Origin of the sequence: Pseudomonas asplenii (genome assembly GCF_900105475.1) — a bacterium.
Taxonomy (GTDB): Bacteria; Pseudomonadota; Gammaproteobacteria; order Pseudomonadales; family Pseudomonadaceae; genus Aquipseudomonas; species Aquipseudomonas asplenii.
This window is the reverse complement of the sequence record NZ_LT629777.1, coordinates 3,605,959-3,619,816: the sequence shown is the minus strand read 5'-3', so window position 1 is coordinate 3,619,816 and position 13,858 is coordinate 3,605,959. Positions and strand designations below refer to the sequence as shown.

General features: G+C 63.4%; 9 protein-coding genes. 6 read left to right on the top strand and 3 right to left on the bottom strand.

Annotated elements, in window-relative coordinates; translation table 11 throughout:
* Positions 1-46: 46 nt before the first annotated feature.
* The 3 genes from zipA to BLU37_RS16635 form a co-directional block, all read right to left on the bottom strand.
* Positions 47-904, bottom strand: a complete 858-nt coding sequence (gene zipA / locus BLU37_RS16645) for a cell division protein ZipA (RefSeq protein ID WP_090206695.1) — start codon at positions 902-904, stop codon at positions 47-49.
* Between the two features lie 261 nt (positions 905-1,165).
* A complete protein-coding gene (gene smc, locus BLU37_RS16640) occupies positions 1,166-4,654 on the bottom strand; it encodes a chromosome segregation protein SMC (protein ID WP_090206693.1) in 3,489 nt (1,162 codons plus the stop codon).
* Positions 4,655-4,656: 2 nt separating this feature from the next.
* Positions 4,657-5,316: a GntR family transcriptional regulator gene (locus tag BLU37_RS16635; protein WP_090206690.1), complete on the bottom strand. Its 660-nt coding sequence runs from the start codon at positions 5,314-5,316 to the stop codon at positions 4,657-4,659.
* A gap of 401 nt (positions 5,317-5,717) precedes the next feature.
* On the opposite strand from BLU37_RS16635, the gene BLU37_RS16630 reads away from it, so the two are divergent.
* The 6 genes from BLU37_RS16630 to guaD all read left to right on the top strand — a co-directional run bounded on the left by BLU37_RS16630 (position 5,718) and on the right by guaD (position 13,817).
* Positions 5,718-6,722 (top strand): terpene synthase family protein, encoded by a 1,005-nt coding sequence (locus BLU37_RS16630; RefSeq protein WP_090206687.1) that lies wholly within the window; start codon positions 5,718-5,720, stop codon positions 6,720-6,722.
* Between the two features lie 19 nt (positions 6,723-6,741).
* Complete coding sequence (locus BLU37_RS16625; RefSeq protein ID WP_090206672.1) at positions 6,742-7,593, top strand: geranyl diphosphate 2-C-methyltransferase; 852 nt, start codon at positions 6,742-6,744, stop codon at positions 7,591-7,593.
* Between the two features lie 244 nt (positions 7,594-7,837).
* Complete coding sequence (gene xdhA / locus BLU37_RS16620) at positions 7,838-9,292, top strand: xanthine dehydrogenase small subunit (RefSeq protein ID WP_090206670.1); 1,455 nt, start codon at positions 7,838-7,840, stop codon at positions 9,290-9,292.
* A complete protein-coding gene (xdhB, locus tag BLU37_RS16615; RefSeq protein ID WP_090206667.1) occupies positions 9,285-11,669 on the top strand; it encodes a xanthine dehydrogenase molybdopterin binding subunit in 2,385 nt (794 codons plus the stop codon). Before xdhA ends, xdhB begins: the two co-directional genes overlap by 8 nt.
* Entirely contained in the window at positions 11,662-12,504 is an 843-nt protein-coding gene (gene xdhC / locus BLU37_RS16610; RefSeq protein ID WP_090206665.1) for a xanthine dehydrogenase accessory protein XdhC, read from the top strand. The genes xdhB and xdhC overlap by 8 nt, the downstream gene beginning before the upstream one ends.
* Positions 12,505-12,512: 8 nt before the next feature.
* Complete coding sequence (gene guaD, locus BLU37_RS16605) at positions 12,513-13,817, top strand: guanine deaminase (RefSeq protein WP_090206663.1); 1,305 nt, start codon at positions 12,513-12,515, stop codon at positions 13,815-13,817.
* Positions 13,818-13,858 lie beyond the last annotated feature (41 nt).

Below are 13,858 nucleotides of genomic sequence, written 5' to 3'. Positions count from 1 at the left end.
GCTTGCCCGCGAAAGCGGCTTCAAGCCCATCCACAACATTCGCCAATCAGCGCTTCTGGGTCAGGGCGCGACGTTCGAATTCGACGATGCGCTGACGGTAGTGCTCGATGGTCTGGGCGGTCAGTACGCTGCGCTGGTCGTCCTTGAGCTCACCGTTGAGTTCCTGGGACAGCTTGCGCGCGGCGGCCACCATCACGTCGAAAGCCTGCTTGGGATAACGCGGGCCTGGCAGGCCGAGGAAGAAGCTAACGGCCGGGGTGGTGAAGTGGTCGATGTCGTCGAGATCGAACACGCCGGGCTTGACCGCGTTGGCCATGGAGAACAGCACTTCGCCATTGCCGGCCATGCTTTCGTGGCGATGGAAGATGTCCATCTCGCCGAAACGCAGGCCGCTTTCGAGGATGTTCTGCAGTAGGGCCGGGCCCTTGAAGCCGTTGACGTCGCGGCTGATCACGCTGATCACCAGCACTTCCTCGGCAGCCGGCTGCTCTTTGTCCTGACGGTCCTTGTCCTGGCGCGCGGCCGGCTTGTGGTCGTCGGCAAAGTCGTCATCACGGCTGCTGAAGCTCGGACCTTCATCCAGGTCGAGATTCAGGTCACCCTGGCTCGGCTCGCTGGCGCGCTTGCCACGCTTGGACGGCTTTTCCCGTGGCTCACGCGCCGACATGCTCACCGATGGCAGGTCATGCTCATCCAGCTCGGGCTCTTTATGGTTGTCCAGCACGCGGGACGGACCCAGCAGCTCGGCATTGGCATCGTCGTCCGGCAGGTTCGAGAGGCTGCGGTCCAGACGAAACTTGAGCTTGCCCTTGCCGCCGCGCATGCGGCGCCAGCCATCAAAAAGAATACCGGCGATGACAATGATGCCGATGACGATCAGCCACTCGCGCAGACCGATTTCCATGTAATCCCGTGCCTCTAATAATGGTTCTATGAAAAAAGGGCGGAAAACCCTTTAAAGCGTGGCGCCAACTCTATGTTCTGACAGGCGTTTTTCCCCACGCACAAGAAAATTGGACATTAAATTAACACGACCAAAGGTAACTTTACACCGTCTGTCGTACAGGGTACGCATTAATAAGTCCCCAAGGATCGGTGCGAGTTCCCGCAAGACCTTCGGAAAGCACCTTGCGTCTTGAATTCGGGCCATTGGCTGGCCGCCTTTTCAGGCGTCGACCATCGCCATGGCCTCCTCGACATCCACCGCCACCAGCCGCGAACAGCCGGGTTCGTGCATCGTCACCCCCATCAGTTGATCAGCCATTTCCATGGCGATCTTGTTGTGGGTGATATAGATAAATTGCACCGACTCGGACATTTCCTTGACCAACCGGGCATAACGTCCAACGTTAGCGTCATCCAGCGGGGCGTCAACTTCGTCGAGCATACAGAACGGTGCCGGGTTCAACTTGAAGATGGAGAACACCAGGGCCAGGGCCGTCAGGGCCTTTTCGCCACCGGAGAGCAAATGGATGGTGCTGTTCTTTTTCCCCGGGGGCCGCGCCATGATGGTCACGCCGGTATCGAGCAGGTCATCGCCCGTCAGATCGAGATAGGCACTGCCGCCACCAAACACTTTTGGAAACAATGCTTGCAGGCCACCGTTGACCTGGTCGAAGGTGTCCTTGAAGCGATTGCGGGTTTCCTTGTCGATCTTGCGAATGACGTTTTCCAGGGTTTCCAGGGCTTCGACCAGGTCGGCGTTCTGCGCATCCAGGTAATGTTTACGCTCCGATTGTTGCCGGTATTCGTCGATGGCCGCGAGGTTGATCGCGCCCAGGCGCTGGATGCGTCCGGCAATGCGCTCGAGTTCTTCCTCGGCGTCCTTTTCGCTGGCCCCGGCCTCCAGGGTGGCGAGCACGCCGTGCAGGTCGTAGCCGTCTTCCAGCAACTGGTCCTGCAAGGCCTTGCGGCGCACCGTGAGGGCCTGCCATTCCATGCGTTGCTGTTCGAGCTGGCCCCGAATCAGTTGGGCCTGCTGCTCGGCCTGGCTGCGGCGCTTCTCGGCATCGCGCAGTTCGCGGTCGGCATCTTCCAGGGCGATTTGCGCGGTCTTGAGTTCAACGTCGACGCTCATGCGCTTGTCGAGCAGTTCCTCAAGCTTGAGGCGCAACTCTTCGAGCGGGGCTTCACCCTCCTCCAGGTTCAGGCTCAACTGCTCGCGTTTTTCCGTCAGACGCTCGGACTGCATCTCCAGCCGTTCGAGGGCCTGGCGGGTGGAATCGTGCTGGGCCTTCAGCGAACCCAGGCGTACCGCCAGTTGGTGGGCGTGGTCCTTGTGCTGGCGGGCTTCCTGGCGCACGCGATCGAGGCGTTCACGCAAGCTGTCCCGTTCGGCCAGCAGCAGCTCGCGTTGCTCGGCATCGACGGCCATCGCATCGAGCGCGTCCTGCAGTTGCAGGCGCGCCTCGCCGACGTCTTCGTGTTCCTGGGCGCGCTGTACGGCCAGCTCCTCGACTTCTTCGTCGAGCCGGGTACGGCGCAGTTGCAGTTGTTCGACCTTGGCCTTGGCGGCGGACAGCTTGGCTTTCAGTTCGCCCTGCTGGCGGGCCTCGTCCTGCAGCAACCGACGCAGGTGTTCACGGCCGGTTTCCTGCTGGCGCTGGGTGGCGCGCAGGGTTTGCAGTTGGGTTTCGAGCGTCGCCAGGGTTTCTTCCAGCGCTTCGCGATCGAGCTGCAATTGCTCGATTTCCTGCCCACGGGCCAGCACGCCGCTTTCCGCTTCGCTGGCGCGGCGTACCCGCAGGAAATGCCGACCGACCCAGTAACCGTCACGGCTGATCAGGCTTTCGCCGACCGCCAGTTGCCCGCGCAACGCCAGCGCCTGTTCCAGGCTGTCGACCGGTTTGACCTGACCCAGCCAGGGTGACAAGTCGATATCCGCCTCGACCTTTTCCAGCAGGCTGCCGGAAATCCGCGTGCCTTGCGCCGTGGGGGTGAGCAGGCGCAGGTCGCCTTGCTGGAAACCGTTCAGGTCGAGGCCGGCGAAGTTATCCACCAGTACCGCCTGCAAGTCGGCACCGAGCACGGTTTCCACCGCCAGTTCCCAGCCGGGCTGGACCTTCAGGCCCTGGGCCAGCCGTGGACGTTCGGCCAGCTGTTGTTCACGCAGCCATTCGGCGGTGCCGGTACCGGGGTCGAGCGCCGCCTGCTGCAAGGCCTCCAGGGAAGCAAGACGGCCAACCAGCCGTTGCAGATCGCCCTGGGCCTGTTGTTGTTCCTGGGTGGCCTTTTGCAAATCCTGGCGCAGTTGTTCCAGGCGCTCGACCTGGCCCTCTTCGCTGGCCTGCAGGTCTTCCAGGGTCTGCTCGCTCTCGGCCAATTGCTCGGTGAGCTCGAGGATCGCTTCGTCTTCCGGGTCTGCAGCGAGCAAGGCACGCTCGTCGGCCAGGCGCCGCTGACGCTCGGCCAGGCGCTCCATGCTCGCTTCCAGTTGCTGGATGCGCGACTGCTGGACTTCCGCCTGGCGCCGGGGTTCGGCGGAACTCAGGTTGAACGTGTCCCACTGCTCCTGCCAGCCGTGCATGGTGGTCTCGGACTCTTCCAGCGCGGCGGCGGCTTCTTCGGCGGCAGCGCTGGTCAGCTCCTGCTCGGGTTCGAGCATCGCCAGCTCTTCGCCGAGGGTCGCCAGCAGGGTGCGGTCATGCCCCAGGTGCGACTCGGTTTCCAACCGTGCCCGCTCGGCTTCACGCAAGTCGTCCTGCAACTGGCGCAGGCGCTGCTGGCCGTGCTGGATGCTCTGCTCGACCCGGGCGATATCGCCACCCACCGAGTAGAAGCGCCCCTGCACCTGGTTGAAACGCTCCGACAGCTCATGATGGCCGTCACGCAGGCGCTCGATGCTGGCATCGGCGTTGCGCTGTTCGGCCACCAGGGCTTCGAAGCTGATTTCCTGGTTGCCGATGACCGACTCGCGCTGGCCGACCTGATCGTTCAGGGCCTGCCAGCGCAGGGCCGACAGTTGCGCCTTGAGCTGACGCTCCTCGGCCTTGTATTCCTGGTATTTCTCGGCGGCCTGGGCCTGGCGGTGCAGGCGTTCGAGCTGGCGTTCCAGCTCTTCGCGCAGGTCGGTCAGGCGGGCCAGGTTCTCGTGGGTGCGGCGGATACGGTTTTCCGTTTCGCGCCGGCGCTCCTTGTACTTGGAGATGCCCGCGGCTTCTTCGATGAAGTTGCGCAGGTCTTCCGGCTTGGCCTCGATCAGCTTGGAGATCATCCCCTGCTCGATGATCGAGTAGCTGCGCGGCCCCAGGCCGGTGCCGAGGAAGATGTCGGTGATGTCCTTGCGCCGGCATTTGGTGCCGTTGAGGAAATAGCTGTTCTGGCTGTCGCGGGTCACCTTGCGACGAATGGAAATTTCCGCATAGGCCGCGTACTCGCCGACCAGGGTGCCATCGGAGTTGTCGAACACCAGTTCGATGCTCGCCTGGCTGACCGGCTTGCGGCTGGTGGAGCCGTTGAAGATGACGTCGGTCATCGACTCGCCGCGCAGGTTCTTCGCCGAACTCTCGCCCATCACCCAACGCACGGCGTCGATGATGTTCGACTTGCCGCAACCATTGGGGCCGACCACCGCTGCCATGTTACTGGGGAAGCTCACCGTGGTCGGGTCGACGAAGGACTTGAACCCGGCCAACTTGATGCACTTGAGCCGCACGTTTAATCGACCGCCAGGGCAGACAGCACGATGTCACAACTGCGCTGGGCGTAGCTGATCAGCACCGAGCGGATCAGCGGCAGGTCGCGGGCCAGCACCGCCGCCAGCAGCCGGGAGAACAGTTCCAGGTACTCGCTCATTTCCGCCTTGCGCCGCTCCAGTGCCAGGTAGTAGGCGCGGCTCATGGCCGGCTGGAGGTTCTCGACGGTTTCCTGCAGGTACGGGTTGTCGGCAAACGGATACGCGGCACGCATCACGTTGAAGCTGTCTTCGACGAAGGTGCGGATGTCCTGGCGCTCGTAGCTGGCGCTCAGGCGCTGCTGCAGTTGCAGGAAGGGTGCAAGGTCGGCCTGCACCTGCCAGCGCTGGGCCACGGCGTTACCGAGCAGGATGTACAGCTCGCTCATCAGGGTGCACAGGCTCTGCACCTTGTGGGCGGTCAGCTCGGTCACGTGGGCGCCACGGCGCGGCAGGATGGCGATCAGATGGCGGCGTTCGAGGATCAGCAAGGCTTCGCGCACGGAGCCACGGCTGACATTGAGCGCCAGCGTGACCTTCTGTTCCTGGATGCGCTCCCCGGGTTTGAGTTCACCGCGAATGATGCGTTCGGCGAGGTGGTGAGCGATTTGCTCGGCGAGGCTGTCCGGCGCCTTGAACGTCATGGTTTACCTTCAAAAATCTTGGCTCAGTGCAAGCCGTGCAGTGTAACGCAATTGCTACGTGATGGCGCAGGGCCAAGTGTCTGGATGTGGCGGATTCCGGGTGATCGGCACGGTTTGTTGACAGGCGCATTTTCGCCATGCTATGAAATTCCCCTCTCACACCGCCGCACGGTGTCGATGGGTCCATGTGGTCGATCGAACGTTGCGCCCAGAGGATGCTCGCAAGCTTCTCAGGTAGTGTCTGGTGCTGGAGGGTCCTGCATCCGCCGCTCGATGAACGATCCCCCTCCCGCCCTGTGGACCACCATTCGTCCGGTCCGTCGTAGTCGTCAAGCCCTTCGCCTCTTGAGTGCCCGTTGGAAAGTCCGTGATATCGGCTTTTGCAAGGGAGGCAACTGCTCATGCCATGGGTTCCCCAGCCATACCTGCAACAGTCATGGGGCGACGGTACCGCACCACGGCTCTACTGCCCCACCCGCCAACGGCACGACGAAGTGCTGGCGGACGCAATCGACGAGCGCCTGGTTGCGTGGATGCGGCAGGTGGGCTTTGGCAATGAAGCCTTGAATGCGGTGTGCCGGATGAGCCTTGGGCGCTTCGTCGCCTCGTGTTATGTCGGCGCTGGCGACCTCGACCGCCTGCTGCTGTGCGCCCAGTTGAACGCGGCCTGGTGGATGGCCGACGACTACTACGCCGACGACGAAAGCCTGGGGGCGCGGCCCGAATTCCTCTGCGAGAGACTGTCCCGGGCCATGGCAGCCATGAGCCAGCTGGCACCGGCGGGCGATTACACGCGCCAGCTCGAAGAACAGTGGACCGACGACCCGGTACTGATGGCCCTCCGCTCGGCCACCGAGCAGTTGCGCCGACTGGCCTCGCCGGCCCAGGTGGGACGGGTCTGCCACACCGCATTTGGCATGTTCATGAGCTGGACGGTCTATGGCGAATGGAAACGCCGGGGCGTTTGCCCGTCGACCTGGGAATACCTCGCCACCCGGCAGTTCGACAGCTTCCAGACCTCACAGATGCTGATCGACATCGCCGGCGGCTATGAGCTGCCGGCGAATATCTTCTACTCGCCACGGGTACGCCAGGCCCTGCTCCAGGCCGGCCTGGCGGCGGTGATCGTCAATGACCTGTATTCGGCCGGCAAGGAAGCGGCGGACGGGATGCCCATGGGCAACCTGGTGCTGGTAATGGCCGCCGAGCACCACTGTTCGCAAAGCGAGGCCGTCGCCATGGCGGTGGCCCTGCACAATAATCTCGCCCGCGATTTCGAGGTCGCATGCCAAGGGCTCGAAAGCGAGCCGTCGGTAGAGCTGCAACGTTATCTGCAGGAAGTCCGAGCGTGGATGGGAGGTTCACTCGCGTGGCACGACTGGTGCCCGCGCTATCACCAACCGTGACACCGCAAGGAACCGGCACATGACCAGAGATCACGCCATCCAGACGCCCTACCAGCAATCGATCGCCGATTACTGGAACCGCGAGCAGAACCCCGTCAATCTCCTGCTGGGCGATATCGACGGGCTCTATCACCACCACTACGGCATCGGTGACGTCGACACCACGGCCATCGGCGCCGACACGACCGACGGCTACCAGCAACGCGTGACCGCCGAACTGCATCGACTGGAGACCGCGCAGGCCGATTTCCTGCTCGATCACCTCGGGACCATCAGGCCTGGCGATCATCTGCTCGACTCCGGCTCAGGCCGGGGTGGCAGCAGCCTGATGGCCAACCGGCGATTCAGTTGCCAGGTCGATGGCATTTCCATTTCGCAGAAGCAGGTGGATTTCGCCAATCAGTGCGCCACCGAGCGCGGCGTGGCGGACCGGGTGCATTTCCACCTGCGCAACATGCTCGACACGTACTTCGAGGATGCCCGGTTCCAGGCGGTCTGGAACAACGAGTCGACCATGTATGTCGACCTGGCTCCCCTGTTCACCGAATACCGGCGCATCCTTCGCCGGGGTGGACGCTATGTGACAATCACCGGGGCCTGGAGCGAGCGCTTTGGCATGCCGTCGGCGGCGGTCAGCATCATCAATGCACGCTATGGTTGCAACGTACACTCCTACAACGAGTACCTGCGCGAATTGAAGGCACAGGGCTTCCAGGTGGTCGAGGTGGCGGACCTGACAGCCCAGACCCTGCCGTACTGGAAACTGCGGCGAACCTCCTCGCTGGCCACCGGCGTGGAGGACGCCTTTATCGAGGCCTATGAAGAAGGCAGCTTCCATTACCTGTTGATCGCGGCCGACAGGCTGCCGTGAATACCGACCTGGCACGCAATACGCATCTAGACTCTCGGTAGAAGCCGGGTTTGACCGTGAATAGGCGCTCAAACCCGGCCCACGAACCCAGCTTCTCCCTACGCCCGAAACCCAATCGAATAGAACAGGGTTCATCTGCCCCAAAAAACCTGACCTTTAAGTCAGAAATTTATTGACCGAAAAGTCAGACCCCACTAGATTCTGCTCATCGGTCAATAACAATAATGAGTCTGCGAGGCTTTCCGTGATCCAGTTTCTACTCAATCAGGAACTCCGTAGCGAGCACACCCTGGACCCGAACCTGACGGTGCTCAATTACCTGCGTGAACATCTGGGTCGCCCCGGCACCAAAGAGGGCTGCGCCAGCGGCGACTGCGGCGCCTGCACCGTGGTGGTCGGCGAGTTGCACTGCGATGAAACCGGCACCGAGCGCATCCGTTATCGCAGCCTCAATTCGTGCCTGACCTTCGTCGCGACACTGCACGGCAAGCAACTGCTCAGCGTCGAGGACCTCAAGCACCAGGGCCAGTTGCACAGCGTGCAAAAGGCCATGGTCGACTGTCACGGTTCGCAATGCGGCTTCTGCACACCGGGCTTCGTCATGTCGTTGTTCGCCCTGCAGAAGAACAGCCAGGCTCCGGACAGCCACCAGGCCCACGAGGCCCTGGCGGGCAACCTGTGCCGCTGCACCGGCTACCGGCCGATCCTCGCCGCTGCCGAACAGGCCTGCTGCAACAAGCCCGTCGACCAGTTCGACGCCCATGAAGCGCAGACCATCGCCCGCCTGAAAGGCATCGCCCCCCGCGACACCGGCGAACTGAACAGTGGCGACAAGCGTTGCCTGGTGCCGCTGACCGTCGCCGACCTGGCCGAGCTGTACGAATCCTATCCACAGGCCCGGCTGCTGGCCGGCGGCACCGACCTGGCCCTGGAGGTCACCCAGTTCCACCGCCCGCTGCCGGTGATGATCCATGTTGGCCAGGTGGCCGAACTCAAGCGTATCGAGCGTTTCGACGACCGCCTGGAAATCGGCGCGGCCGTGCCGCTGTCCGATTGCCATGCCGTACTGCAAGCCGAATACCCGGATTTCGGCGAGTTGCTGCAACGCTTCGCCTCGCTGCAGATCCGCAACCAGGGCACCCTCGGCGGCAATATCGGCAACGCCTCGCCCATCGGTGACTCGCCGCCCCTGCTGATCGCCCTGAACGCCCAACTGGTCCTGCGCAAGGGCGCCGAAAGCCGCACCCTGGCGCTGGAAGACTATTTCATCGACTACCGGGTGACCGCCCGCCAGGACAGCGAATTCATCGAGAAGGTCATCCTGCCCCGCGCCAGCGCCGACTGGCAGTTCCGCGCCTACAAGGTGTCCAAGCGGCTGGACGACGATATTTCCGCGGTCTGTGCCGCGTTCAACCTGCGGATCGACAAGGGTGTGGTGGCCGAGGCGCGGATCGCCTTCGGGGGCATGGCGGCGATTCCAAAACGGGCCCGGGCCTGCGAAACCGCACTGGTCGGCCAGCCCTGGAGCCAGGCCAGCGTCGAACGCGCCTGCGCGGCACTGGCCGAGGATTTCACCCCGCTGTCGGACTTTCGCGCCAGCAAAGAATACCGCCTGCTCAGTGCCCAGAACCTGCTGCGCAAATACTTCATCGAACTGCAAACGCCGCATATCGAGACTCGGGTGACCGCTTATGTCTAACCATCGTGTTGCGGAAAAAAACCAGGCCGAACTCGCCGAGCTGTTTGCCCGGGACCTGACCACCGGCGTCGGTCGTAGCGTCAGGCACGAGAGCGCCGACAAGCACGTGACCGGCGAAGCGGTGTATATCGACGACCGCCTGGAGTTCCCCAACCAGTTGCATGTCTATGCGCGGCTGTCCGACCGCGCCCATGCGCGCATCCTGCGGATCGACACCACGCCCTGCCTGGCCTTCGACGGTGTACGTATTGTCATCACCCATGAGGATATCCCCGGCCTCAAGGACATCGGCCCGCTGCTGCCCGGCGACCCGTTGCTGGCCATCGACAAGGTCGAGTTCGTCGGCCAGCCGGTGCTCGCCGTTGCCGCTCGGGACATGGAAACCGCACGCCAGGCCGCCATGGCCGCCCTTGTCGAGTACGAGGACCTGGAGCCGGTGCTGGATGTGGTCGAGGCCCTGCGCAAGCGGCACTTCGTCCTCGACAGCCATACCCACCGGCGTGGCGACTCGGCCGCCGCGCTGGCCAGCGCCGAACAGCGGATCCAGGGCAGCCTGCATATCGGCGGCCAGGAGCACTTCTACCTGGAAACCCAGATTTCCTCGGTGATGCCCACCGAAGACGGCGGGATGATCGTCTACTGCTCGACGCAGAACCCCACCGAAGTGCAGAAGCTGGTGGCCGAAGTGCTCGATGTGTCGATGAACAAGGTGGTGGTCGACATGCGCCGCATGGGCGGCGGCTTCGGCGGCAAGGAAACCCAGGCAGCCAGCCCGGCGTGCCTGTGCGCGGTGATTGCGCACCTGACCGGACAACCGACCAAGATGCGCCTGCCTCGGGTCGAAGACATGCTGATGACCGGCAAGCGCCATCCGTTCTACATCGAGTACGACGTCGGCTTCGACAGCCGTGGCCGACTGCACGGGATCAACCTGGAGCTGGCCGGCAACTGCGGTTACTCGCCGGACCTCTCGGCCTCCATCGTCGACCGGGCGATGTTCCACGCCGACAACGCCTATTACCTGGGCGACGCGACGATCAACGGCCATCGCTGCAAGACCCACACCGCCTCGAACACCGCCTACCGCGGCTTCGGCGGCCCGCAGGGGATGGTTGCCATCGAGGAAGTGATGGATCACATCGCCCGCCACCTCGGCCTCGATCCACTGGCGGTACGCAAGATCAACTACTACGGCAAGACCGAGCGTAACGTCACCCATTACTACCAGACCGTCGAACACAACCTGCTCGAAGAAATGACCGCCGAACTGGAAGCCAGCAGCCAGTACGCCGAACGCCGGGAGACCATTCGCCGTTACAACGCCCACAGCCCGATCCTGAAAAAGGGCCTGGCGCTGACCCCGGTGAAATTCGGTATTTCCTTCACCGCCAGCTTCCTCAACCAGGCTGGCGCGCTGGTACACGTCTACACCGATGGCAGTATCCACCTGAACCACGGCGGCACGGAGATGGGTCAGGGCCTGAACACCAAGGTCGCCCAGGTGGTGGCCGAAGTGTTTCAGGTGGAAATCGATCGGGTGCAGATCACCGCGACCAACACCGACAAGGTCCCGAACACCTCGCCCACCGCCGCCTCCAGTGGCGCCGACCTGAACGGCAAGGCGGCGCAGAATGCTGCCGAGATCATCCGGCAACGGCTGGTGGAGTTTGCCGCGCGGCACTACCAGGTCAGCGAGGAGGATGTCGAATTCCGCAGCGGTCATGTGCGGGCCCGCGACCGGATCCTGACCTTCGAGGCACTGGTCCAGCAGGCCTATTTAGCCCAGGTGTCGCTGTCCAGCACCGGTTTCTACAAGACCCCGAAGATCTACTACGACCGCAGCCAGGCCCGTGGCCGACCGTTCTACTACTACGCCTATGGCGCGGCCTGCGCCGAGGTGATCGTCGACACCCTGACCGGCGAGTACAAGATGCTGCGCACCGACATCCTGCATGACGTCGGCGCTTCGCTGAACCCGGCCATCGACATCGGCCAGGTCGAGGGTGGTTTCATCCAGGGCATGGGCTGGCTGACCATGGAGGAACTGGTGTGGAACGCCAAGGGCAAGCTGATGACCAACGGCCCGGCCAGCTACAAGATCCCGGCGGTGGCGGACATGCCGAGCGACCTGCGGGTCAAGCTGGTGGAGAACCGCAAGAATCCAGAGGACACGGTGTTCCATTCCAAGGCCGTGGGTGAACCGCCGTTCATGCTCGGGATTGCCGTATGGTGTGCCTTGAAGGATGCGGTGGCGAGTATCGCCGACTATCGGCTGCAGCCGAAGATCGACGCGCCGGCGACGCCGGAGCGGGTGCTGTGGGGCTGCGAGCAGATGCGCCAGGCCAAGGCTGAACAATCAGGAGGTGCCCATGAATGACTGGCTCAGCGCCCTCGCCGACCTGCAGCACCAGGGGCAACCCTGCGTGCTGGTGACCATCATCGAGGAACAGGGTTCGACCCCTCGCAACGCCGGCTCGAAGATGGTCGTCAGTGCGACCGCCACCTTCGACACCATCGGCGGCGGCCACCTGGAATACAAGGCCACGCAGATCGCCCGCGACCTGCTCGCCAGCGGCCAGCAGAGCACCCGCCTGGAGCGCTTCAGCCTCGGCGCCAGCCTCGGCCAGTGCTGTGGCGGCGCGACGGTGCTGCTGTTCGAACCGATGGGTCGGGTGCAGGCGGAAATCGCCGTGTTCGGCGCGGGCCATGTCGGCCGCGCGCTGGTCCCGCTGCTCGCCAGCCTGCCTTGCCGGGTGCGCTGGATCGATTCCCGTGAGCAGGAGTTTCCCGCGCTGATTCCCGACGGTGTGCGCAAGATCGTCAGTGACGAGCCGCTGGAAGAGATCGACCACCTGCCCGCCGGCAGCTACTGCGTGATCATGACCCATAACCACCCGCTCGACCTCGAGCTCAGCGCCGCCCTGCTCAAGCGCAACGACTTCATCTACTTCGGCCTGATCGGCTCGAAGACCAAGCGGGTGAAATTCGAACACCGCCTGCGCGAACGCGGTTTCGACAACGCGGCGCTGCAACGCATGCGCTGCCCGATGGGGCTGGCCGAAGTCAAAGGCAAGCTGCCGGTGGAAATTGCCATCTCCATCGCCGGCGAGATCATCGCCACCTACAACGCGAATTTCGGCCAGCACAGCGCGAGTGCCGAACCCATTGCCAAACTGCTGCCCGCCTCGCGCCGCAGCCAAGCCACACACTGAGAAAGACCATGCCTGCTACCTGCAAAGCCTACCGCGCCGCCCTGCTGCACAGCCTCGCCGACCCGGCCGAGGTCGGCATCGAAGCCTCCTACGAATATTTCGAGGACGGCCTGCTGGTGGTCGAGGGCGGCAAGATCAGCGCCATCGGCCACGCCAGCGAGTTGCTGCCGACCCTGGCAGCCGACGTCGAGATCAACCACTACCCCGATGCCCTGATCACCCCCGGCTTCATCGACACCCACATCCACCTGCCGCAGACCGGCATGGTCGGCGCCTATGGCGAGCAACTGCTCGACTGGCTGAACACCTACACCTTCCCCTGCGAAAGCCAGTTCACCGACCCGGCCCATGCCGCCCAGGTCGCGGATATCTTCATCAAGGAGCTGCTACGCAACGGCACCACCACCGCGCTGGTATTCGCCAGCGTGCATCCGGAGTCGGTCGAGGCGTTTTTCGAGGCGGCGCACAAACTCGACCTGCGGATGATCGCCGGCAAGGTGATGATGGATCGCAACGCGCCGGATTATCTGACCGACACTGCCGAATCAAGCTACACGCAAAGCAAGGCGCTGATCGAGCGCTGGCACGGCAAGGGCCGCCTGCACTATGCGGTGACCCCGCGTTTCGCACCGACCTCGACCCCGGAACAACTGACCCTCGCCGGCCAGTTGCTCGGCGAGTATCCAGACCTGTACCTGCAGACCCACATCAGCGAGAACCTGCAGGAAATCGAATGGGTCAAGCAGCTGTTCCCGGAGCGCAAGGGCTACCTGGACGTATATGACCATTACCGGTTGCTGGGCGAACGCTCGGTGTTCGCCCACGGCGTGCACCTGTGCGACGACGAATGCGCCCGGCTGGCCGAAACCGGCTCGGCTGTGGCGTTCTGCCCGACGTCGAACTTCTTCCTCGGCAGCGGCCTGTTCAACCTGCCGATGGCCGAGAAGCACAAGCTCAATGTGGGGATCGGTACGGATGTCGGCGCGGGCACCAGCTTCTCGATCCTGCATACGCTGAACGAGGCCTACAAGGTGATGCAGTTGCAGGGGGCGCGGTTGAGCCCGTTCAAGTCGCTGTACCTGGCGACCCTCGGCGGCGCCCGGGCGTTGCGCCTGGAACAGCGGATCGGCGACCTGCAGCCGGGCAGCGATGCCGACTTCCTGGTGCTCGATTATCACGCCACGCCGCTGCTGAGCTATCGCCTGCAGCAAGCCCGCGACATTGCCGAGAAGCTGTTCGTGTTGATGACCCTGGGGGATGACCGCACCGTGCTGCAGACCTATGCGGCGGGAAATCGGGTGCACCAGCGCTGATTACCCATCCAGACTCTCACCCATCTCCCTGTGGGAGCCGG

What these genes read in the sequence shown, in the direction of transcription:
- xdhB (WP_090206667.1), top strand. Translation starts at nt 9,285, where the DNA reads ATGTCTAACCATCGTGTTGCGGAAAAAAACCAGGCCGAACTCGCCGAG.
- BLU37_RS16630 (WP_090206687.1), top strand. Translation starts at nt 5,718, where the DNA reads ATGCCATGGGTTCCCCAGCCATACCTGCAACAGTCATGGGGCGACGGT.
- BLU37_RS16635 (WP_090206690.1), bottom strand. Translation starts at nt 5,316, where the DNA reads ATGACGTTCAAGGCGCCGGACAGCCTCGCCGAGCAAATCGCTCACCAC.
- zipA (WP_090206695.1), bottom strand. Translation starts at nt 904, where the DNA reads ATGGAAATCGGTCTGCGCGAGTGGCTGATCGTCATCGGCATCATTGTC.
- xdhC (WP_090206665.1), top strand. Translation starts at nt 11,662, where the DNA reads ATGAATGACTGGCTCAGCGCCCTCGCCGACCTGCAGCACCAGGGGCAA.
- BLU37_RS16625 (WP_090206672.1), top strand. Translation starts at nt 6,742, where the DNA reads ATGACCAGAGATCACGCCATCCAGACGCCCTACCAGCAATCGATCGCC.
- guaD (WP_090206663.1), top strand. Translation starts at nt 12,513, where the DNA reads ATGCCTGCTACCTGCAAAGCCTACCGCGCCGCCCTGCTGCACAGCCTC.